The sequence below is a fragment of the Sinorhizobium saheli genome, assembly GCF_001651875.1.
GTDB lineage: Bacteria > Pseudomonadota > Alphaproteobacteria > Rhizobiales > Rhizobiaceae > Sinorhizobium > Sinorhizobium saheli.
In genome coordinates, this window is record NZ_LNQB01000083.1 from 318,373 (window position 1) to 340,495 (window position 22,123).

The following is a 22,123-nucleotide window of genomic DNA, read 5'->3' on the forward strand; positions in this document are numbered from 1 at the left end:
CCGGCGGTCCCTAGGAGGGGTACCCGTCGGGTGCATTTCTCGGCCTTTGCCGGGCGAAACGCTGATCGATTTTTCTCATGCACTCTCTCAGATTGACCGAGAGGACGGTCAGATCATACTTCCATTCCAGGATGAGCAGACGCCACGTCATGCCTTCAGACGCAATGCCCTCGGCGGCGAGCTGCTCGTAAAGCAAATCCATCTTTGCCGTCGGCGAGCAAAAGACGGAGCCGCTGTGGCGACCCCATCCGCCTGCCAAACCGAGGTCTGCTTTCTGCTCAGCGATTTCTCGATGCAATGTGCCCATCTCACATTCTTCCTTTCCGCAGGAGCCAACCGGCCGAGATACAGGTCATCGGTTATATATCGTATTACGATATAAATTCAAGAAGAACAGCGACGCCGACGACGGCGCTTGCCCGTCGCGGCACGCGACCGGCCCGAGAAGCGTCATTCGCTGACGCCGGTCCCTATCTCTGCAAATCGCCGAGGAGTTCGATCAGGCGCGGTGCCATCTCGCGAATCTCGGTGAGGTGAACCGCACTCAACCGCCGCAGCACCTCATCCGCGCGCGCGGTGAGCATGAGCGTTTGCCGGCGCCTGTCGGCAGGGTCGGACTGGCGCCTGACGTAACCGCCGACGACAAGCCGCTCGACGAGCTCGGATGTGCTGTGCGGTGCGATCATCAGGCGTTCCGCCAGCAGGCCGATCGTGATTGGATCGTCGCCGCGATGGCCCTTGATCGCCAGCAAGGCCTGGTGCTGTTGGCTCGGAAGCCCCTCCTTCTGCGCCGCAGACGTCGAGAAGTCCATGAAGCGGCGCAGGATGTAGCGGAGATTGGCGAGTGCCTCGTAATCCGAATCCGTAAGCACGTCTTTTCGATGGGTCATGGCGCGGATCCGGTGTCTTTCGCTGCCATTCTCCATAGCGCTCCGGCCGCGGCCTGCCAACAGCCGCCTTGATTCATATCGTAGACCGATATATTGGCGCTTCCAAAGTTCCACCGGCCCATCGTCACACAGGACCATCGATGTCTCAGAACCTATCGAGCTCACGCCAGCGCGACTTCATGGGCGGCCTCGCCCGCCGCGAAGCGGGCGACTTCACCACCGACAGGCGGGTACTGCTCTTGATCGGCATGGCGCTGGTCGTCGGCACCGGCGGCGCCTTTGCCGCGAGGTTCCTCGTCAGCCTCATCGCACTCGTCACCAACTTCGCCTGGTTCGGACGGGTCAGCATCGAGGAAAGCTCGATCGCGCAGGTCGCCTTTTCTCCCTGGATGGCCTGCATTCCGGTGCTCGGCGGGCTCGTCATCGGCCTGATGGCGCGCTTCGGCTCGGAGAAGATCCGCGGCCACGGCATTCCGGAAGCGATCGAGGCGATCCTCATCGGCGGCAGCCGGATGTCCGCCAAGGTGGCGGTGCTGAAGCCGTTGTCCTCAGCCCTGTCGATCGGCACCGGCGGCCCGTTCGGGGCCGAGGGACCGATCATCATGACCGGCGGCGCGATCGGTTCGCTGTTTGCGCAATTCTTTCATTTGAGCGCTGCGGAACGAAAGACGCTGCTGGTCGCCGGCGCGGCGGCGGGCATGACGGCGATTTTCGGCTCCCCCATTGCGGCCGTCATGCTCGCGGTCGAATTGCTGTTGTTCGAATGGAAGCCGCGCAGCTTCATTCCGGTAGCCGTCTCGGCCTGCGTGTCGATCTCCTGGCGCCCGCTGCTCTTCGGCACGGGCCCGCTTTTCCCGACGCATTTCGAGGTGCAGCTTCCCTGGTGGAATGTGCTGCTGTGCGCGGGCATCGGTATCATGGCCGGCCTGCAGTCCGGCCTGCTCACGACGCTCCTTTACAAGCTCGAGGACATGTTCGAGCGCCTGCCGATCCATTGGATGTGGTGGCCGGCGCTCGGCGGGCTGGTGATTGGCCTTGGCGGGCTCATCGAACCCCGCGCCCTCGGCGTCGGCTATGACGTCATCGAGGGGCTCCTGCACGGCAGCATCCCGGCCCAGGGCGTACTCGGCATTCTCCTGGTCAAGGCCGCCATCTGGCTCGTTGCCCTCTCCTCCGGGACGTCGGGAGGCGTGCTCGCCCCGTTGCTTATCCTCGGCGGTGCGCTCGGATGGCTCGCGGGTCTCATGCTTCCCGGGGACCCCGGCTTCTGGGCGCTGCTCGGCATGGCCGCGATGATGGGCGGAACCATGCGGGCGCCCTTGACCGGGACCTTCTTCGCCATGGAGATCACCGGCGACATCGGCGCACTCATTCCCTTGCTCGCCGCCACCGTCGCGGCCTATGCGGTGACGGTGCTCTTGCTGCGGCGCTCGATCCTGACGGAGAAGATCGCCCGCAGGGGCCAGCACATCACGCGCGAATATGGCGTAGACCCCTTCGAGTTCGCGCGCGCCCGCGACATCATGGTCACCGCCGTCGACACCCTGCCGGCGGCAATGACCGTGACGGAAGCCTGCGCGCATCTGGCGTCAACCGACAAGGCGCATCGGATCTATCCGGTCATCGCAGACGGGGGCGTGCTCATCGGCGTCGTTTCGCGCGCCGATGCGCTCCGTTGGCAGCGTGAGGGCGATAGCGGAGCCGAGACATTGAAGGACAGGGTATCGGACACGTCCATACCGGTGGGCCACCCCGACGACACCGTCGGCCATATCGCCGACATCATGATCGCGGCCGACGCGGCACGGATACCGATCACCGACCTCGCTACCGGCGTTCTGGTGGGCCTCGTCGCCCGGAAAGACCTCCTGCGGCTCAGGCAGTCGCAGAAATCCGCTGAAGTGGAGCGCAGGCCGTATCTGGGGGTAAAGCGAGGAGCCTGATCGAAGCGTCCCTCTTGAAGAGCCGGCCGAAGCGATTTACGCCGCGCCCCTCAGCGAGACGCAAGGCAGGGAATCACATGGTAAAGCTTCTGGGGCTGCGCCAGGCTCAAGGCCAATTTCGGCAACGGTCTGCCATTCGGATGCCAGGCCGGCGACGGACAGCAATGGAAGTGACGGCCAGCGAACGCTGGCCGACTGCGAGCCTCCTTGATCGGCCGCGATTCAAGGAGACATGAGCGGCATGATCTGACCGCCGACCTGATCGGCTGGGCTCTCAGCCGATCTCGGCAAGTCTGCGAAGGCGGGCGAGCGACTCGACCAGCAGCGGCTCGTTCTCGAGCATTGCGCCCAGATGTCTCCGTGCCAGGACTTCCACGACCCTCTCGCCATGTTCGGTCAGGCCGACGAGCACGCTTCGCTTGTCGGAGACGGACGGGATCCGCCGGCAAAGGCCGGCCGCTTCAAGCCGGTCGACCAGTTGCACCGCGCCATTGTGCTGGATCAGCATTTCCCGCGCGAGTTCGCGAAGCATGATCTGGCCCTGCGGGGCGACCTTGATGACCAGCAAGGCCTGGTACTGTTGCGAAGTCACGCCCGCCTCGGAGACTGCCGCCTCGCTGAACGACAGAAACCGGCGCATTGCCAGCCTGACCCCGGCAAGCCCCTCGAAGATGCCCGGCGCGAGGGGCTCGCTGCCGTCAGGCGTTTCGGTGCCGGACTTGGAACTTCCGCCAGAAGGCATTCAATTCATCCTTTATTTATGTCATGGCATGATATACATTGCCGGAAACCCGTGGGGAGGAGGGTCGCGAGCGCGTCGCCATAATAACAAACGGCAAGGCCGTAAAATGTCGCGCTCGCGATTTTCATTGCCGAACGTTTCGCCACCCTCTCAACAGGAGCGGTAAGCTCGTCATTGCCGGAGGTCCAGTGACGGAAATTCACCATCGCGACGACAGCCCGGCGCCTGGCACCGCGCCCGATCCAGCATCATCGAGAAGATGGCCTTGAGACGCAGCCGGCGGCGGGGCCGGACCTCTCCCCTCCCCGACAACCTCCTTACAAAGGCCGATTACATCGCCGGCCAGTTCGGCCTGTCGGCGACCGACTTCGAGCGCTATCGACATCTCGGCCTGATCGTCGTGAGCGTCGAACACGACGGGGATGGCGAGAAAGGCATGAGCCGGGTCACCTGCCGTCTCGGCAATCGCGTATGGACAGCGCTCGTCGACGCCGAGGGGACGGTGCACCATCAGGAAACGACGTTCCTGCGCGGCAAATTGGCAAGGCTGAACAGGGCCGGCGACTGACCATGTAATCACGCATTCAGGCACGCGCTCCGTTGTCGAGGGAAACCGGCTTCAAGGGCGCTCGCCGCGCGGCAGATGTTGCTCGCTTACGAACCGGGCATCGGCCCTGAGCACTTCGGAATAGCCGCTGGCACAGAAGGCGATCTTGCCGCCCTGAGGCGCGTTCAGGCTGATCGTCCACCGCCAGAACTCGAAGGGTCGCGTCAGACGCTCGCGAGTGACCCGGTCGATCGAGAGTTCGGAGAGCGCGGTCCGCCCCTCGCTGTCGCCATGATCGATGGAAAGCTGCAGATCGGCGACGTCGTGGAAAGTCAGCGTGGCCGGCGCAACGCGGAAGCGAACCTCCCCGGCAACTCCACAAAGCCACTCGACGATGAAATCGATGTCGAGCACCAGGTCGCTGCGCCAATCCTGCTTTTCCGGATCGCCGACATCGAACCGTATCCCGTAGATGAGGTTGTCGTGCCACCGCCAGACGAGTTCGTCGTCACGAGTGTCGCCATGCTCGCCGTCAGTCGCCATCACACCGTCCCACACAGACGAGCAACATACATCGGGATGGGCCTACTCCGCCACCGGCGACCCTTCTTTCTGGCGGTCCCTGCTTCTGCGCGCCGGAGCGCGCCGGGCGATCTTCGGTTGGCCGAGCTTCAATGGTCGGGGTGCCTCATCGGAAAGAGCCTCCCGGACAGCATCGGCCATCGAAAACGCGACGAAATCTGCCTGCGTCTCATCGGCGAGTTCGGTCTTCCGCTCCTCTGTCGCCTCGCCGGCGTCCTGCCATAGCACGAGGCCGATCCGCGCCGCGGGCGCCAGGCGCTTCAGCCGGCGCGCCATGAACTTGGCGTGGCGGATCGACTCCAGACCGAGAAAGGTCAGCACGATGGCATGCCGCCCCTCGACCGAAAGGGCCCTGATCTTGGCCGGCTTGAGGGCTTCATGGTCCGCGGATGCAACGTCCGCGCCCTGTATCCACAATACCTGGGAGAGCATGGAGGCGGTCACGTCGTCGAGCGCACCACGCCCGCCGACGCAAAGGACGGACTTGCCGTCTCCGGACGGAAGGTCATATTCGTCGCCCTCGTCGTCGCTTTCGGGCGCGTCGGTGCTCGAATCGTCCTCCTCCCCTTCTTCCTCGGTGGCGATTTCCTCGAGGTTGGCAACGAGCGAACGAGCGCTCGCGACAATCTGCGTCGTCTGCGCTTCCGTCAGTGCGCTGCGCGCTCGATCCCGCTCCGCAAGCAGCAACGCGGGAATCGCCACGACGTCATAGAATTCGACCAGATATTTTTCCTCGAGCATCTCCTCCGCATTGTCCGTCGCCTCATCCGGGTCACCGGCGAGCAGACGCTGGTAGAGGCGCTCCGCCGGATCGAGCACCGGCTCGTTGCCCAGCAATATGTCCAGGAACTCGAACTGCGGCACGTGGCGACCGAGGACGACGAGGCATACGGTGAGTGGTGTCGACAACACCAGCCCGACAGGGCCCCAGAGCCAGGCCCAGAAGATCGCCGCAACGATGATCGCCAGCGGCGACAGCCCGGTGCGCGAGCCGTAGAGCCAGGGCTCGACGACGTTGTTGCTGAGGAGTTCGAGGACGACGAACAGCACCGCCGTCCAAGCCAGAAGGCTCCAGCCGGGTGCCGCCGCGAACGCGAGAAAGAGGGGCAGAGCCGCGGCGAGCACGGGCCCGATATAGGGAACGAAACGCAGCACGATGGCGAGCATCCCCCAGAGGATCGCATTGGGAATGCCCAGCCATGCGAGCCCGATCGCAAGCGGGATGCCGTAGGTGATGTTCACGACCAACTGCATGAGCAGATACCGGCCGACCCGAACGCCGGCATCCTGCAGCGCCTCCGTCGTGCGGTGCAGGTCGCCATAGCCGACCAGCCGGATGAAGCGGTCGCGCAACTCCTCCCTTTCGAACAGCATGAAGATAACGACCACGATGACGAGACCGGCCGTTGCCAAAGGGCCAAGCAATGGCGTGACGATATTAATCAGCGTCTCGATCGGCCGCTGCGGCGAGAAGATCTCGACGAGCAGCGGTTCCGGCTCGGGCCGCGGTTCGGGCGAGACGCGTGTTTCGGTTTCTGGCCGGCTGATCTCGGTACTGATCCTTTCCATCACGCGGCCGAGGCGCTCGAGGATCTGGCTTTCCGATCCGGCCTCCTTCAGGGTCCGGACCTTCTCGACGATGTTGTACTGGTAGGTCGGCAGGTTCTGCGCCACCTCGCTGACCTGCATCGCGACGACGACACTGAACGCGAACAGGAACAGGAAGGCCATCGTCACCGTGCCAATCACCGCGACAGAACGGGGGCAACCGGCCCTGCGCAGCCTCGAAACCAGCGGCGCGAGAGCGAAGGTGAGCAGGATGGCGATGGCGAGCGGCAGGAAGACGTCGCGAGCGAAATAAAGCACCGCTACGGTCGCGGCGCTTGCCGCCAGTGTCGGCAGCCTCGAGGGCGCCGCCTGCGCCGCCGCGCTGCGCGCCCAGGCTGCTGCGGTCGAGGGGCCGGCGGCATTGGCCGGATCGTGCTCAACTCTTCGCGAAAACTTCAGCATCGCACCTCCTGCGATCCTGCTGGCAGCAGGAGCCCCGGGTGCAGCGGTCTTGGGCCAACGACATGCATAAAAACAGGAACCTAAAGCGCGTCGCATTGAATATATTAGACTACATTTAACCGCGACCTGCTTTAAGAGGTAGAGCAGCGCTCACCGTTGAACAGCGGCGCCGCGTTTTTGACCATGCGGCTTGCCCCTCGCGCCCTCGCCGCAGTCGTATCTTCCGTCGCGAGGACCTTGACGATCGGGCAGTTGCTCTCGCTTTCGGTTCGTTGCCTCACCGCGAGGGCGTGCGCGCCGCGCCGAGTTCGGCGTCGCTCCGGAAGTAGCGTGACGCCGCTTCCGTCCGGTTGCGCACATTCATCTTCTTGTAGATGTTGCGCACATGCACCTTCACCGTGTTCTCGGAAAGCCCCAGACGAACGGCGATGATCTTGTTCTGCGTGCCCATGCAGACGAGATCGAGAATCTGGATCTCGCGCATCGTCAGGAGACCGTGACCAAAATCGGACCTGCGTTCCGGATCGGTGTCTTCCGAAAACGACTGTTTCTGGACGACGCCCCCGGAAAGCGCATTCGGCGCCAGGCGCCGGAGCAGCGCCGCGGGAAAATGCTCGCCCCCCTTCATCAACAGGTCGATGGCGGTGAGGCATACGTCGAGATTGATGTTCAAGGGCAGCACGCCGTGAACCAGCCCTTGATCGACAAATCCCGCAATCGACGGATCGAACTCGTCCGCGTTCTGCACCATCAGGCCGATCGCAGCCCTCGGATAACACTCGTGAATCGTCGTCATCACCGACGGAAAGGTTGCCACCGGCAGGCGGTAGAGCATGAACAGGCTGACGTCGCCAAGATTGCCGTCCAGAAGATCGTCGGCATCGGAAAGGCTTACGATGTCCTGATCCTGAAAACGCGCGCTGATCGCCTGCGTCAGACATTCGGCGAACAGGTCGGTCCTGGCGAGCATTACAATCTTGCTTTTCTTCGGCAATACCTTGTTGTTGTCTTCAAAATTGCTCAGGGTCGAGCTCGTGCGGTACATCTGGCCCTCCTAGGCAGTCACTATGTTTGTTGACTCCGTATCGCCGACTGGAATTGTCAAATTTACACTAAGAAAGTTCGTGATTATTTCTTTACATGAAATGCATTGTTACGACAATTCTCCAGTAGACGCCGAAATTGTTGACGTTTGATAAGTTCAGAACGGTAGATTAAGCATTGCAATACTTGGCATTCATTATGATTTATTGATACAACCATCGGGCGCCGCTGTCATTATCGCCCAGTTCAGATAGTTATCTCGCCGTTCATTTCTACTCAAAATGGACTAGCTCGGCTCGCCGAACAGGGTAGATCTCCTGAGTTGCAATGCTTCTTTGGTAGGCAGCCAATAGGCCCGGGCACCGGCCTTCGGCCGGAATGTCGCCTTGACACGGTAGTGTGCTGAAGGTTCTGCAAATTCTCTGGGAAGGGCGGTCGTGGCAGCTCGTGTATCCGGCACGGCACAAGGTCCAGCAATAATCATTCCTCCGCCAGATCCTCATTGACCCGAGTTCTGGCGGTCACCCCCTACCCACCAGCTATCGCTTTGCCCGGGTGCGTGCCGCACGCCGTCGGCCGCGGCCCGCGACATCGAGCGCGTGGGTGCTTTTGTTAACGTCCCTCTTAAGCCGACATTCAGGCGACATGAATTGTCGCGTTCAGGTGAAATGAGGCATGCTCCTGGCAGAGGCCCGCCCCCTGCCGCATGGCACTGTCGAGAGGTTCAAATGATGATCACCGAGCGAGGAAACCAGTTCTATATTGGTGGGGAGTGGCAAGAACAGGCGGACGCACCAAGTCTGCCCGTCGTTGATCCAGCCTCGGAACGAATTATTGGGCGTATCGCCGCCGGGAACGCTCGTCACGTCGATCTTGCGGTCGCGGCAGCGCGCAAGGCCTTCCCCGCCTTCTCTCGAACATCCGTGTCCGAAAGGCTCGAGCTTCTCGGCAGGGTGCATGCGCTGCTGAAGGAGAAAGCGGAACTCTTCGCCGAGACCCTCGTCATGGAGATGGGCGCAGCGATCAGCTTCGCGCGCGCCTCGCAGGTTTCTTTCGCTGCCGAGCACGTTCGCGTCCAGATGGAAGTTCTTCAGAACTATCCGTTCCTGACGATTGATGGGCGCACCGCAACCGCCAAGGAGCCGATCGGCGTTTGTGCTTTGATCACCCCGTGGAACTGGCCACTCTACCAGATCACCGCCAAGCTTGCCCCAGCGATCGCGGCGGGCTGCACCGTCGTCCTCAAACCCAGCGAGCTTTCTCCCTACAGCGCCTTGCTCTTCGCCGAACTGATGCACGACGCCGGTACTCCGCCGGGCGTGTTCAACCTCATCAACGGCACCGGAGAGAGTGTTGGTGCAGCGCTCTCCAGCCATCCGGATGTCGACATGATCTCGATCACCGGCTCGACGCGCGCGGGGGTGCTCGTCGCGCAGGCGGCTGCCCCGACGGTCAAGCGGGTGGTGCAGGAACTCGGCGGCAAGTCCCCGAACATCCTGCTCGATGATGCTGATTTCGCCGAGGCGGTGCCAAAGGGCGTCCTTGCCGGAATGCGCAATGTCGGCCAGTCATGCAGCGCCCCGACGCGCATGCTCGTACCCGTCCATCGGCTCGCCGAAGTCGAAGCTCTGGCCGGCAAAACCGCGGACGCCATCCGCGTCGGCGACCCGCGCGATCCCGAGACCGCCATGGGGCCGATTGCCAATCGCGCCCAGTATGAGCGGGTGCAGGCGATGATCCGGGCGGGAATCGATGAAGGCGCGAAGCTCCTCTGCGGCGGACTGGGCCGTCCAGCAGGTCAGGATCGAGGCTTCTTCACACAGCCGACGATCTTTTCCGAGGTTCGGCCGGACATGCGCATCGCTCGCGAGGAAATCTTCGGGCCGGTCCTGGCGATCATGCCGTACCGGGACGAAGAGGAGGCGATCGCAATCGCCAACGACACCGTTTATGGACTGGGCGCCCATGTCCAGTCCTCGGATCGGGAGCGGGCGCGACGGGTCGCCTCCCGGATCCGCGCCGGGCAGGTTCACATCAACTATCCGGCATGGGACGGGACGGCCGCGTTTGGTGGCTACAAGCGCTCAGGCAATGGCCGCGAATACGGCGTGCACGGGCTCGAGGAGTATCTCGAGACGAAGGCCATCCTGGGCTATTGACCCGGATCCGCGCGAGCGGCTTGCCATGGCGGCGGCTTCAGCGCCTGTCGAAGCATCGTCAGGAAGGCGGCAGTGCGGGCGCTTCGCCCGTGCCGCGAGCCGAGCATCGCGACGATGTCGGCCGGTGGGAGCTTCCAGCTGGGCAGCACCTGCCGCAGCCGTCCGGCAGCGAGATCTTCTGCGACGTTCCACTCGGAACGGATCATGATGCCCTGCCCGGCAAGCGCCCACTCGCGGATGACGGCACCATCGTTGCTCGACATGACCGGATTGACGCGCACCGTCGCAATCTCCTGCCGCGGCCCCTTGAAGCGCCACAGCGTCACGTCCTCGTCGTTTTCCCGAATGGCAAGGCAGCGATGCTGAGCAAGGTCGGCGGGCGCTGAAATGGGCGGTGCCGAGTCGAGGTATGTCGGACTTGCGCAGAGTATTCGAGGGTTCGGCGCCAATGTCGTAACGACCTGCTCCAGATGCCCCGGCGCCCCGATATGAACGACGACATCATAGCTTTCAACGAGCAGAGCCGCCGGGTGATCGGACAGTTGCAGGCTAGCGGTCGCGCCGCCGTGCTCTCGTGCGAACGCTTCGACGACCGGGGCCACATAGAGCCGTCCGAACCCGTGCGGTGCGGCGACCCTGAGGTGTCCGCGAACGACACCCCTGCGATCCGCCAGGGCTTCGGCAAGCGAATCGATGGCCTCGCTGACGATAACGCTGTGCGACGCGACCAGCGAGCCCTCTTCCGTGAGCCGCAGCCGCCGTCCGGACCGGTCGATCAGCCGCACCCCGACTTTCTCTTCGAGGGCGCGCAGGCGCTGTGTCACCGCCGGAGGGGTCACGTTCAGCTTTCTCGCGCTTTCCGCGAGAGATTTCGAGCCTGTCAGCGCCGAAAAGAAGGCAAGATCGTCAGACGTCAACATTAATCACCACCTGAAGCGAACATTCACCAGACATTAATTGTCATCTTCATGGTTTGACTGCAAGGTGAAATCCCGAATTGGAGATCAGATGATGGTCCTAGCGACGACCGACCCCATATCCCGGCTGGCCGCCTCGACAAGCCTCGAGGACCTGGAAACACCCTGCTTGGTCCTGGACGCCGACCGTATGGACAGGAATGTTCAGCGGCTCAGGAGCCGACTTGACGCCATGGGCGTGTCACTCCGGCCGCATTTGAAGACCGCCAAGTCGGTCGAAGTGGCACGGCGGGTGATGAGCTCGCCGGAGGGGCCTGCGACCGTCTCCACCCTGAAGGAGGCTGAACAGTTCGCGGCGGCAGGCGTCCGTGACATGATCTATGCAGTCGGCATCGCTCCAGCCAAGCTCGAGCGTGTCGCGGAGCTGCGGGCGAGCGGCGTCGATCTCGTAGTTACCCTGGATACTGTTCAGCAGGCACGGGCGGTGGCCGAGGCGTCCCGGCGGACCGGAGCGCCCATCCCGGCCATGATCGAGATCGACTGCGACGGCCACCGCTCCGGTGTGCGACCGACTGATCAGCCACAGCTGGTGGAAATCGGGCGGGCGTTGACGGAAGGTGCCGAGCTGCGTGGCGTGCTCACCCATGCCGGCGACAGCTATAAGGGCGGAGGCGTCGAGGCGCTGCGGCTTTACGCGGAGACGGAACGATTGGCCGTCGTCGAGGCCGCGCGCATCCTGCGGACCGCGGGGCTGCCCTGCCCGGTCGTCAGCGTCGGCTCGACGCCGACGGCCCATCACGCGACGGATCTCGCTGGAGTGACGGAAGTCCGCGCAGGCGTCTTCGTCTTCTTCGACCTGGTGATGGCGGGGCTTGGTGTTTGCCAAATCGACGACATCGCGCTCAGCGTGCTTGCGACCGTCATCGGACACCAGCGCGAGAAAGGCTGGATCATAACAGATGGCGGATGGATGTCGCTGTCGCGGGACCGTGGCACTGGCAAGCAGGCCGTCGACCAGGGCTATGGGCTGGTCTGTGACGTGGATGGCACGCCGTATCATGACATCATCGTTTCCGACGCGAACCAGGAACATGGAATCATAGCGGTGCGCCCCGGGTCGGATGCACGGCTCCCGGATCTCGCGGTCGGAGACCGGGTACGGATCCTGCCAAACCACGCCTGCGCGACCGCTGCGCAGCACGAAACCTATCACGTGGTCCGCGGCCGCTCGCACGCTGTCGAGACCCGCTGGACCCGCTTCGGAGGCTGGTGATGCCCGAGTCCAAGACTGTGAACACCGATCGAGTACCAAGCCCGGCGGGCCACTACTCACAAGCGAAGCTCGTCGGTCAGCACCTCTACATTTCGGGTCAGCTACCGATCCGACCGGGTGGAGAGGCCCTGGCGGACGACAGCTTCGAGACCCAGGCGGGGCAGGCGCTCGACAACCTGCTGGCGATCCTGGAAGCCGCAGGCGGAACCCCGGCCGATCTCGTCAGGGTGACGGCCTACATCGTCGGCGTGGCCAATTGGCCTCGCTTCAACCAGGTTTATGCGGCGCGACTGGGGGATTCCCGCCCGGCTCGCACCGTCGTTCCGGTGCCGGAACTTCACTATGGCTATCTCGTCGAAGTCGATGCGATAGCCGTCATTGCCTCAGATGCTCCTGCCGGAGGGGCAGGAAACAGCGCCGTATAGATCGGCCGCCAGAGTTCAGGTCAACCCCCATGTCTCCAATCGTCAAACGCATACACAGCGATCAAGAGCTTCCCGCCAAGGCGGATGTCGTCGTCATCGGCGGCGGCATCATTGGTGCTACGGCGGCATTCTTTCTCGCGGAGCGGGGACTGTCCGTCGCCCTGGTCGAAAAAGGCCATGTCGGTGGCGAGCAGTCGAGCCGCAACTGGGGTTGGTGCCGGCGGCAGAATCGGGATGCCCGCGAACTGCCGCTCTCGGGCATCGCTTTGCAAGCTTGGGATGAGTTTGCGGCGAAGATCGGTGAGGACGTCGGCTTTCGCCGCTGCGGTTTGCTCTACGCCACGGACAATCCCCAGCAGCTGGCGGAATGGGAAGCATGGCGTGAGTTGGCCCGCCCTTTTGACGTCAATACGAAGATGCTGAGCGCCAAGGAAGCGGCTGCGGCAATTCCGGCGAAAGGCCGCCAATGGCTCGGCGGCGTCCATTCGATCGATGACGGCAAGGGCGAACCCGCCATCGCCGCGCCGACGATCGCGAACGGCGCCCGCAAATTCGGGGCGACGATCCACCAGGAATGCGCTGCCCGGGGCCTCGAGCTGGTCAACGGTGCGGTGGCCGGGGTGATCACCGAAAAGGGGCTCATCCGGACACAAGCCGTCCTCTGCGCCGGCGGCGCCTGGACGTCGATGTTTTGTCGCCAATACGGCGTCCTGTTTCCGCAGGCGAGCGTGCGCCAGACGGCGCTTCGTACAAGGCCGACCGCGAATCTGGGTGAAGCGATCTATACGCCGGAGTGCGCGCTGACCCGCCGGTTGGATGGCAGCTACACGCTTGCGATCAGCGGCAGGGCGATGCTCGACATCACCCCGCAAGGCATTCGCTACGCCCGCTGGTTCATGCCGATGTTCCTGATGCGTCTGAAAGCGGTGCAAATAGGTATCGGCGGGTCCTTCTTTCATGGTCCGGAGGCATTCGCTCGCTGGAACAGCGACACGACGTCGCCGTTCGAGCGGATGCGCGTTCTCGACCCGGCGCCGAGCCGCCGGACGATGGCGGCTATTCTGAAAGGTGTCACAAAGCAGTTCCCTGCACTGAAGGGCATCGAAATCGCCGACAGTTGGGGAGCCTATGTGGATTGCACGCCAGACGCGGTGCCGGTCATCTCGCCGGCCGATGTGAAAGGCCTTTACATCGCCGCGGGCGGTTCCGGCCACGGCTTCGGCCTCGGGCCGGGCATCGGCCGGCTCGCGGCCGACCTGGTGGCCAATGATACGCCCTGCGTGGACCCCAGCCCCTTCCGCCTGTCGCGTTTCGTTGACGGTTCGAAGGTCAAAGTCGGAGGAATCTGATCGCCGAGCAGACCAGGAGCAAGCCGTCATGGCGACGCGCAGCAGGGGCCGAGGAGAATGCACTGCGATGCATCGGTTTCCTGACGACCACGCCGAGCCATTCACTCAGCTAAGAAAATGGAGAACCAGATGTCACTACTGAAAACCATCGACCCGAATCCATCGTTTGAACCGAAGCATAGGACTGCCGAGCCGGATCGCCTGATCGCCGGCAGCCCCGCTTTCAAGACCTGGTTGCAGGACACCGCCAAGGAGGGCAGAGTCAATACCGGCGTTTTCGAGGCGACGCCCGGTGAGACGCACTCCATCAAGGGCGAAACGTTTGAATTTTGCCACCTCGTCCATGGTGTGATCGAGTTGACCGAGAAGGGTAAGGAGCCGGTCATCTATCGCGCGGGCGACAGCTTCGTGATGAAGCCCGGCTATGTCGGGGTTTGGAAGACAATCGAGACGGTGCGGAAAATCTTCGTCACGGTCACCTGATCATTCGAGCGAGGGGATGCTGGTTCGACGTGCATAGTTCCTGATTCCAGGGCAAAACGCGATCCGGCAGACACGCCCTTCGATCGGCTCAATCCCGAAATCGGATGGGCGGTTTGTCCGCCCACGCCGTCTTGCAAATCCGGTTCGCGCTCGCAGCGAAAACCGCTTCAAGGGCTCGTGCATCGCTGCTGTCGCGGTACAGCCTGAGGCTCTTCAACGCTTCACCCGGTTTTGCGACAGCCCTTCTCTGCTGTTCCTAGGTGAGCTTAGAGACCAACGAAATGGATCAACCCATGCGAACGGAAACGGTCACTCTCGCGCCTTTCGAGGCTCACCATCTGGATGGTGCTCTGGCGCTGTCGCGGGCAGCGGGCTGGGCGCACAGGAGAGAAGACTGGAAATTGATTTGGTCGATAAGCGAGGGACGCGTTGCGCTCGCGGGTGACCGTGTGGTGGGCACGGCTCTCATGACTCCCTTCGGCGACACCTGCTCAGCCATCAACATGATCATTGTCGACGAAAGCCAGCGTGGCCGGGGACTGGGACGACAACTGACCACCGCCGTGATCGACCTCGCCGGGGATCGGGAATGCCGTTTGACGGCCACGAGTGACGGCTTACCTCTTTACGAGAAGCTGGGCTTCGTTGCGACGCATCAAATCGTCCGCCACCAGGGTGTTGTTGGACGAGTTGGTGCTCCCGAAAATGTTGAGTGGATCGGGGCCGACGCCATGCCGGCAATCAAAGCGCTCGACCGTGCGGCTTTCGGCGCCGATCGCGACGCGCTCCACGATGCGCTGGCGAAAGAGGGGCCGTTTGCCGTTGTCCGGAACGGTGACAATATCGTCGCCTTCGCGGCTACGCGACCTTTCGGGATGGGCGAAGTCGTCGGGCCAGTCGTGGCCGAAAACGCCGAACAGGCGAGGGATTTGATTGCCTTTATCCTCTCCGGCAAGGAGGGTCGGTTCGTGCGCATCGACGTCCCTGAACAGAGCTGCCTTTCGTCGTGGCTCGAAGGCTGGGGGCTGGTTCACGAGGGTGGAGTGATTGCGATGGTTCGGGGTGCTACAGGCGAATCGCAAACGCCGCAGGTTCGAACTTTCGTCCTGGCCAGCCAGGCGCTCGGCTGACTGATCTCCCGGGGATACTGCCGGAAGCACGAGCTTGGAGCGAATAATCCGCCCAAGCATTTTGGGCATTGCCGACCGACAGTCCTCCCCTGCCGGGTCGCCCCACAAGGTGAAACCACTTCATCAGACGGTCTGAGCGACGCCGCGGCGAGCCCGCCTTCCAAGCCGCTGCGGCCTTTCCGCTGCGTCGACCGCGATCTCGAGGCGGCCGCTTTTTAGAAAGACTTCTCCGCCGCTCTCGTGCTGGTATTAGTTCCCGGTCACAATAGTCCGTCGCTGCACCTATCAAACCAGAACTACTGATGGCCTTATTGGTGAACCTGCATCACCAAAAGCCGTCAGCAAAATTCGATAGTCCGGTGCGGTCGCTGGGGTGTATCACCAGGCAGCCGCAACGATGGATCTGGACTATGCAAACCCCTGTCATCCGCCTCGATTTCCGTTCCGATACGGTCACTCGTCCGACCCTTGGCATGCGAGCGGCGATGGCTGCCGCCGAGGTGGGCGACGATGTCCTGGGCGACGACCCCACGGTCAAGGCGCTCGAGGCCCGACTTGCCGCACTCCTCGGCAAGGAAGCCGGACTGTTCGTGCCAACCGGCACCATGTCCAATCTCGCTGCGATCATGAGCCATTGCCAGCGCGGCGAGGAATTTCTCTGCGCAACCGGCGCTCATACCTATCTGTGGGAAGCCGGAGGCGCTGCGGTGCTGGGCTCGGTCCAGCCGCAGCCCTTGCCGGTGCGCGCCGACGGCACGATCCCCCTCGAGGACCTTCACGCCGCGGTGAAGGACGACGATCCGCATTTTGCGATCACGCGACTGGTAACCATTGAGAACACGTTTGCCGGGCGGGTCCTGCCGCGCGATCATCTGGCCGAGGTTGCCGACTTCGCGCGGGAGCGGAAGCTCGCCACCCATCTCGACGGTGCGCGGCTGTTCAACGCGGCCGCGGCGCTCGGCGTTGACGTCGGCTGCCTGGCCGATGGCTACGACAGCGTGTCGCTGTGCCTGTCGAAGGGGCTAGGTGCGCCGCTCGGATCGGTACTGGTCGGGGATGCTCCCTTGATCGCGCGCGCCCGCCGGTTGCGCAAGATGCTCGGCGGAGGGATGCGGCAGGCAGGAATAATTGCAGCGGCTGGGCTGTACGCGCTCGACCATCACGTCGACCGGCTGGTCGAGGACCACGCCAATGCTCGGGTGCTTGCGCAAGCATTTGCGGGAATCGAGGGGATGAAGGTGACCCCGCCGCAGTCCAACGTGGTCTTTGTCGAGCTCGCGCCCGATCTGGCGACCCGGCTGTCCGAGGCGCTACGTGAGCTCGGCATCGCGGCGAGTTTCTGGCCTGGTGGGCGAATGCGCTGGGTCACCCATCTCGATGTGAACCGTGCCGCTGTCGACGAGGCCATCGCGGCAGTGCGCGACATCGCTGAGGGCCGGACGTGAGCCACAAGCTCGCCCGCAGGGTTGTCTATTCCGCCCGCTGGGCCTCGTCGGAGCGGCTCGACGATGCACGACATCGCCTTCGCCACTCCTCCTCGCCAGCAAACGGTCTCTTAGGTCGGAATCAGCCCACCTTGGTATCAGGCTTTAACGATGTCGCGAGTTCAGCTGCACGGTTTTCCGCAGCGACGATGCTTCCTTGTTGCGATCTTTGTGGTCACCTTTGAGCCCGCAGTCGGTGGGTGCCCGAACTTGAGCGCGACGCAAAGGCACGACCGGCTCAGCACTCGAACATTTTGCCGGCACTGAGTTCCTCAGCGCGCTGAAAGGCCAAGGTGGCAATTGCAGTGTCCTGAACACCTGTACCGGTAAGATCGGCTATTGTGATGTCCGCATCGCGACTACGTCCGACCTTCGCGCCTGCAATGATGTGGCCGAGTTCCGGAAAATCCGCGTCGCTCGCAACCACCCCAGCCTCTATTGCATGATGAAGCTCCCCGAGCCTCCGCGTCTGCTTCAGGCTGTCCGCCACATAAATATCTGCGCGCGCAATCGCCATCGGATCGATCTCGTTTTTATGTTCAGCGTCGGAGCCCATGGCTGTGACATGCTGCCCGGGTTCAAGCCAGGAGGCATCTAGGATCGGCCGGTCCGCGGGTGTCGTCGTCACGATGACATGGGAACCCGATACTGCCTCCTTCGGATCGGCGAATGCAGTAACCGGCACGCCGTGGTCGAGCTTCAATTGATCGACGAGCGCCTCCGCCTTGGAGTGATCACGCGCCCAAATACGGACTTCCTGGATCGGTCTCACCAGAGTGAGCGCTTGGAGCTGCAATCTCGCCTGAACACCGGCGCCGAAGACGGTTGCGATCGAAGCATCGTGTCGCGACAGGTGTTTTGCCGCGACTGCACCGGCGGCGGCTGTCCTGACGTCGGTTAGGTAACCATTGTCGAGAAGCAGTGCCTGAACCAGCCCGGTTTTGCTTGAAAGCAAGACCATCATCCCGTTTGTACTCGGAAGGCCGAGCTTCGGATTGTCGAAGAAGCCGGGGCTGATCTTGATCGCGAACCCGCTCAAGCCTGGAATATAGGCGGTTTTCACATCGACTTCGCCCCTGCTCTCCGGCACATCCAGACGCAGAATGGGCGGCATCTCCACCTGTTTGTCGACCGCCAGCGCGCGAAACGCGCCTTCCGTGCATTTGACCGCATCGGCGTCGAGCGGGATGATCTGTCTGAGCTCAGGCTCAGTAAGTATTCTGATAACAGGCATCACGCCACCTCAGTCGCTATATGGTTCCGTTGATGATTTTTCGATGCAACGTCATGTCGATATTCTGGCCCGACAATATGACTGCTACCGGGCCTTTGGGATGAGCCAGCTTGCCGGAAAGCAGCGCCGCGATACCGACTGCGCCAGCGCCCTCGACGAGCTCACGCTCGTGCTCGTAAGCGTGCCGGATACCGGCAGCTATCGCGCCTTCGTTGACGAGGACGATGTCGTCGAGAAGGGCTTTGCACATCCGAAAAGTCCAGCCGTTGCCCAACCCGATTCCGCCGCCGAGCGAGTCGGCCAGGCTGCGATACTCCTTCACTTGCACCGGATGGCCGGCGTCGATGCTAGCCTTCATGGCTGCCCCCCGATCCATGGTGACGCCGATTACCTTGGCCTCGGGCCGCATGGCCTTTACGGCTGCCGCGACGCCTGCGGCCAACCCACCTCCAGAGAGAGGAACGAGAACGGTCGCGACCTCTGGCACCTCCTCGACGATTTCGAGCCCGACCGTTCCCTGGCCGGCGATGACGTGGGGATGATCGAAAGGCGGGATCATGCTGAGCCCATCTTCTGCAACCAGCCGCTCGACTTCCTCTTGTGCGTCGTCCTGCGAAGAACCCACTATGCGTATAGTTGCGCCGAGCCGTCGGATTTCCGAGACCTTGTTTTCCGGCACCAGACGCGACATGCAGATGGTCGCGCAAGAACCGACTGCCCGGGCAGCATGGGAGAGTGCTCTTCCGTGATTGCCGGTTGAGGCTGCGATGACGCCGCGATCGCGCTCCAATCGGCTGAGTTGAAGAACTGCATTTGTCGCACCCCGGAGCTTGAAGCTACCGGTCAATTGGCGATGCTCGAGCTTCAGGCTGACCTGCGCGCCGATGCGTTCGGACAGTGACGTCGATCGCGTTAGAGGAGTACGGAGGACGTGACTGGCGATGCGCTCACGTGCCTGCTCGATCAGGTCTTGGCTAATCATTGCGTTATATTTCACCTGCTTCAAAACCGGTCATGATCGACGGAGTGGTCGCGTACCGGCTCCCCTTATCGGAGGTGCTCAGCGACTCGGCGCGGCGGCCCAGTTCATAGTACTGCACCGAGTCGATGGCACCGGCGAACAGCCAGTTGAGACGTCATCCAATCGGTAGCCTGCTAGCAGGCCAGGTCGTTGCGCGCGCCGCCTTTCACAAAGATGGCGGTCGCGCGCACTTCACCGATTTGCGAAGGATTTCGACGCGCTCAGTCGCGCGCGACCCAAAGTTTGCGCGTGGTCTCGATAACCCGCCATGTGCCGAGGAAGCCCGGATGCATCACAAAAGCATCACCGGCGCTGATCCGGCGGGGTTCGCCTCCATCCTCAGTGAGTTCGGACACGCCGGAAAGGATGACGCAGAATTCGAAGGTTTCGCCCTTGATCGAACGGTAGGCGCCCGGAGTTGCCTCCCATACGCCCGTCCGCATCTTTCCATCTGCGGTCGCGGCGATGTCCCAGGCAAGGAACTGCGGCTCACCGTCGACCAGCCGCTCGGGTGGCGGGGCTCCCTTTCGCGGCGTCGGGAGATTGTTCTGGTCGATGAAGGTCAGTTTTGACATATATCACCTTTCTACTGTAACGTTTATTTTCCGAAAGACAGTTTTCTCTCGATCAGCTTTAGAGAAGTTAAGCTGATCACGTTCATCATCAGGTAAAACGCCGATGTGATGATGAAGATGTCCATGATGGCAAAGGTTTCGCTCATCAACCGTTTGGCATAGCCTGTGATCTCGAGCACCGTGATCGTCGATGCGAGGCTCGATTCCTTGACGATGATGGCCACTTCGCTGCTATAGGCAGGCAAGGCTTGCCTGACCGCCAGCGGAAACTTCACATGGCGAAAGGTGGCCCACACCGACAGGCCGCAGGCTTGCGATGCCTCGATCAGACCCCGCGGAAGGGAAAGGAGTGCGGTACGGAAGATTTCCGCCGTATAGGCACCGGTGTTGAGTACGACGGCCAGGATCGCCGCATGCAGGCTGTGGCCGACGATCCACCAGATCACCGGGTTGCTGCGAATGGCGCTGATCTGGCCCAGCCCATAGTAGATCACGAAGATCTGCACCAGCATCGGCGTGCCGCGAAAGACCGCGCAGTAGATATCCGCGCTCCTGCTCAACATCCGGTTCTTGGATGCGCGGATGACGGCCAATGCAATGCCGAACGGCAATCCGAGAGCGACGCCGAAGACGCTGATCAGCAAGGTCGTCTTGGCGCCTGCCAAGAGGAACGGAACCGCGTATGTGACAAGATCCAGTTCCATCTTATCCCCGACTGAAGCCGCGGTTGAAGAACCGCTCCGTATGACTGAAGAGCGCCTGGCTGATTGCCGTCAGCGCAAAGAACATCCCGGCAGCAGCGCAGTAGAACAACAGCGGAGAGCGCGTAATCCCGGCCGCGATGGCCGCGGAGCGCATCAATTCCTGCATGCCCACGACCGACACCAGCGAGGTGTCCTTGATGGTCATCTGCCAAACATTGTTGAGGCCGCCGAGCGCCAGTCGCAGAGCGATAGGCAGCGTGACGTGGAAGAAGGTGACGTAGCGCGGCAGGGCAAGCGATTTTGCTGCTTCCAGCAAGCCTACCGGCACGGCCTCGAGCGCGCCGCGGAACACCTCGATCGAATAGGCACATGATATGGCCGCGATCGCGACAACGCCGATGACGAAGGGGTAAGCGCTGTCGGCGCTATTCTGGTATCCGAAAGCCGTTGCCAGCCTCTGAACCCACTCGATCGAGCCGAAGAACAAGAGGTAGATGACGAGCAGCCCAGGGACGCCGCGAACAAGAATGCTGTAGCCGTCCACCGCTTGCGAGAATAGGGGAAGGCGTCGCCATCGCAAAAGGGCCAGCGGCACCGCCACGATAACCCCGGCGAGCATCCCGAGGAGGCCGACCGCCAGTGTCACCGTGGCACCGCGGAGAAGGGCAAATCCCCACCCCTGCTCGACCAGAAGAACCCATAGGTCAAAAGACATCGGACATATCTCCCGTGACGTCGTCGCGACTTCGGCCGCGACGACGTGTCGATCTCAGCCTCACTTCGTGCAGGGAATGGTGTAATCGTCCTTGAACCAGCGAAGGCTGGCATTCTTCACCTTGCCTTCTGTGATCATCTTGCAGAGCGCCGCATCCAGTTTTGCCTTGAGCTCGGCATTGCCCTTGCGCATGCCGACGCCCATGCCGTGGCCGAGCGACGCCGGATCGTCCATCGCCATGATCTTGACGTCCACCCGGGTGAACCCTGTCCCGTCCGGAGTGGCGAGGAAATCCGCCCAGGTCGGGGAATCGCCGAAGGCGGCGTCAAGACGGCCGGCAGCGAGGTCAGCCGTCTGCTGCGTCGTTGCGTCGTAGGTTTTCAGATCTGCGCCGGGGACGTGCTTTTGGATGAATCTGGCGTATGTGGTTCCAGTCACCACTCCGAGGCTCTTGCCGTCGAGCGCCTTTACGATCTCATCCAGGCTCTTGAGACCGGCAAGGGGAGAGTCCTTCGCCACAACGAAATAGAGGGGCGTGGTGGCATACGGAATGGAGTAGTCGATTTTCTTCTGGCGTTCCGCCGTGATGCCCAGACCGGAGATGATGACGTCGAACCGGTCGCTGTCCATGGAAGGCACGAGCGTGCTGAAGGATTGGACAACGAACTTGCACTTCAACTTGAGTTCAGCGCAGATGCCGTTCGCTATGTCGGCATCGAAGCCGGTAACGTTACCGTTGGCGTCGGCCATGCTGAACAGCGGCGCGTCTCCTTCAGTGCCGATCCGCAGTACGCCTTCTTCGGCGTGCGATGCCACGGCTGAGACCAGGAAGAGTCCGGATGCGAGAACTGAGCGAAGTTTCGTGATTGTCGACATTGGAGTTACCCCTCTTTTTC

General features: G+C 62.4%; 22 protein-coding genes. 9 read left to right on the plus strand and 13 right to left on the minus strand.

The window, feature by feature from the left end; translation table 11 throughout:
* Positions 1 to 10: 10 nt before the first annotated feature.
* On the minus strand, positions 11 to 307 hold the full coding sequence (locus ATB98_RS21195) for a hypothetical protein (protein ID WP_066877093.1): 297 nt from the start codon (positions 305 to 307) through the stop codon (positions 11 to 13).
* Between the two features lie 163 nt (positions 308 to 470).
* On the minus strand, positions 471 to 890 hold the full coding sequence (locus tag ATB98_RS21200; protein WP_066877440.1) for a MarR family winged helix-turn-helix transcriptional regulator: 420 nt from the start codon (positions 888 to 890) through the stop codon (positions 471 to 473).
* Positions 891 to 1,030: 140 nt separating this feature from the next.
* On the opposite strand from ATB98_RS21200, the gene ATB98_RS21205 reads away from it, so the two are divergent.
* Positions 1,031 to 2,833, plus strand: a complete 1,803-nt coding sequence (locus ATB98_RS21205; RefSeq protein WP_066877095.1) for a chloride channel protein — start codon at positions 1,031 to 1,033, stop codon at positions 2,831 to 2,833.
* A gap of 274 nt (positions 2,834 to 3,107) precedes the next feature.
* Here ATB98_RS21205 and ATB98_RS21210 read toward each other — a convergent pair whose 3' ends face one another.
* A complete protein-coding gene (locus tag ATB98_RS21210) occupies positions 3,108 to 3,575 on the minus strand; it encodes a MarR family winged helix-turn-helix transcriptional regulator (protein WP_066877097.1) in 468 nt (155 codons plus the stop codon).
* 265 nt (positions 3,576 to 3,840) lie between these two features.
* Between ATB98_RS21210 and ATB98_RS21215 the strand changes: the two genes are divergently transcribed.
* Positions 3,841 to 4,143 (plus strand): DUF6522 family protein, encoded by a 303-nt coding sequence (locus ATB98_RS21215; protein WP_153435819.1) that lies wholly within the window; start codon positions 3,841 to 3,843, stop codon positions 4,141 to 4,143.
* Between the two features lie 51 nt (positions 4,144 to 4,194).
* Here the strand turns inward: ATB98_RS21215 and ATB98_RS21220 are convergent, their stop codons facing one another.
* The 3 genes from ATB98_RS21220 to ATB98_RS21230 all read right to left on the minus strand — a co-directional run bounded on the left by ATB98_RS21220 (position 4,195) and on the right by ATB98_RS21230 (position 7,759).
* Positions 4,195 to 4,665, minus strand: coding sequence for a hypothetical protein (locus ATB98_RS21220; RefSeq protein ID WP_066877101.1), 471 nt, complete (start codon positions 4,663 to 4,665; stop codon positions 4,195 to 4,197).
* Between the two features lie 42 nt (positions 4,666 to 4,707).
* Complete coding sequence (locus ATB98_RS21225) at positions 4,708 to 6,714, minus strand: AI-2E family transporter (protein ID WP_066877104.1); 2,007 nt, start codon at positions 6,712 to 6,714, stop codon at positions 4,708 to 4,710.
* 277 nt (positions 6,715 to 6,991) lie between these two features.
* Entirely contained in the window at positions 6,992 to 7,759 is a 768-nt protein-coding gene (locus ATB98_RS21230) for a helix-turn-helix domain-containing protein (RefSeq protein ID WP_066877106.1), read from the minus strand.
* A 730-nt stretch (positions 7,760 to 8,489) separates the two neighbouring features.
* On the opposite strand from ATB98_RS21230, the gene ATB98_RS21235 reads away from it, so the two are divergent.
* Positions 8,490 to 9,917 (plus strand): aldehyde dehydrogenase family protein, encoded by a 1,428-nt coding sequence (locus tag ATB98_RS21235; RefSeq protein ID WP_066877442.1) that lies wholly within the window; start codon positions 8,490 to 8,492, stop codon positions 9,915 to 9,917.
* Here the strand turns inward: ATB98_RS21235 and ATB98_RS21240 are convergent.
* A complete protein-coding gene (locus ATB98_RS21240; protein WP_066877108.1) occupies positions 9,911 to 10,837 on the minus strand; it encodes a LysR family transcriptional regulator in 927 nt (308 codons plus the stop codon). The two genes, ATB98_RS21235 and ATB98_RS21240, sit on opposite strands and share 7 nt — an antisense overlap.
* 91 nt (positions 10,838 to 10,928) lie before the next feature.
* Between ATB98_RS21240 and ATB98_RS21245 the strand changes: the two genes are divergently transcribed.
* The 6 genes from ATB98_RS21245 (at position 10,929) to ltaE (ending at position 16,939) form a co-directional block, all read left to right on the plus strand.
* Positions 10,929 to 12,107, plus strand: a complete 1,179-nt coding sequence (locus ATB98_RS21245; protein ID WP_066877444.1) for a DSD1 family PLP-dependent enzyme — start codon at positions 10,929 to 10,931, stop codon at positions 12,105 to 12,107.
* Positions 12,107 to 12,532, plus strand: a complete 426-nt coding sequence (locus ATB98_RS21250; protein WP_066877110.1) for a RidA family protein — start codon at positions 12,107 to 12,109, stop codon at positions 12,530 to 12,532. The genes ATB98_RS21245 and ATB98_RS21250 overlap by 1 nt, the downstream gene beginning before the upstream one ends.
* Positions 12,533 to 12,561: 29 nt before the next feature.
* Positions 12,562 to 13,881: an NAD(P)/FAD-dependent oxidoreductase gene (locus ATB98_RS21255; RefSeq protein WP_066877112.1), complete on the plus strand. Its 1,320-nt coding sequence runs from the start codon at positions 12,562 to 12,564 to the stop codon at positions 13,879 to 13,881.
* Between the two features lie 129 nt (positions 13,882 to 14,010).
* The gene (locus tag ATB98_RS21260; protein ID WP_066877114.1) at positions 14,011 to 14,364 is read left to right on the plus strand and encodes a cupin domain-containing protein; all 354 of its coding nucleotides are present in this window, start codon (positions 14,011 to 14,013) and stop codon (positions 14,362 to 14,364) included.
* A gap of 293 nt (positions 14,365 to 14,657) precedes the next feature.
* A complete protein-coding gene (locus ATB98_RS21265) occupies positions 14,658 to 15,494 on the plus strand; it encodes a GNAT family N-acetyltransferase (RefSeq protein ID WP_066877117.1) in 837 nt (278 codons plus the stop codon).
* Between the two features lie 410 nt (positions 15,495 to 15,904).
* Positions 15,905 to 16,939, plus strand: a complete 1,035-nt coding sequence (ltaE, locus tag ATB98_RS21270; protein WP_066877119.1) for a low-specificity L-threonine aldolase — start codon at positions 15,905 to 15,907, stop codon at positions 16,937 to 16,939.
* 277 nt (positions 16,940 to 17,216) lie between these two features.
* On the opposite strand, the gene eutC is transcribed toward ltaE, so the two are convergent.
* The 6 genes from eutC to ATB98_RS21300 all read right to left on the minus strand — a co-directional run bounded on the left by eutC (position 17,217) and on the right by ATB98_RS21300 (position 22,103).
* A complete protein-coding gene (gene eutC / locus ATB98_RS21275; protein ID WP_066877122.1) occupies positions 17,217 to 18,212 on the minus strand; it encodes an ectoine utilization protein EutC in 996 nt (331 codons plus the stop codon).
* A gap of 16 nt (positions 18,213 to 18,228) precedes the next feature.
* A complete protein-coding gene (eutB, locus tag ATB98_RS21280; protein WP_066877123.1) occupies positions 18,229 to 19,194 on the minus strand; it encodes a hydroxyectoine utilization dehydratase EutB in 966 nt (321 codons plus the stop codon).
* A gap of 260 nt (positions 19,195 to 19,454) precedes the next feature.
* On the minus strand, positions 19,455 to 19,808 hold the full coding sequence (locus ATB98_RS21285) for a cupin domain-containing protein (protein ID WP_066877126.1): 354 nt from the start codon (positions 19,806 to 19,808) through the stop codon (positions 19,455 to 19,457).
* A gap of 23 nt (positions 19,809 to 19,831) precedes the next feature.
* Complete coding sequence (locus ATB98_RS21290) at positions 19,832 to 20,512, minus strand: ABC transporter permease (RefSeq protein WP_066877128.1); 681 nt, start codon at positions 20,510 to 20,512, stop codon at positions 19,832 to 19,834.
* 1 nt (position 20,513) lies between these two features.
* Positions 20,514 to 21,227: an ABC transporter permease subunit gene (locus ATB98_RS21295; protein WP_066877130.1), complete on the minus strand. Its 714-nt coding sequence runs from the start codon at positions 21,225 to 21,227 to the stop codon at positions 20,514 to 20,516.
* A 60-nt stretch (positions 21,228 to 21,287) separates the two neighbouring features.
* On the minus strand, positions 21,288 to 22,103 hold the full coding sequence (locus tag ATB98_RS21300; RefSeq protein ID WP_066877132.1) for a transporter substrate-binding domain-containing protein: 816 nt from the start codon (positions 22,101 to 22,103) through the stop codon (positions 21,288 to 21,290).
* Positions 22,104 to 22,123 lie beyond the last annotated feature (20 nt).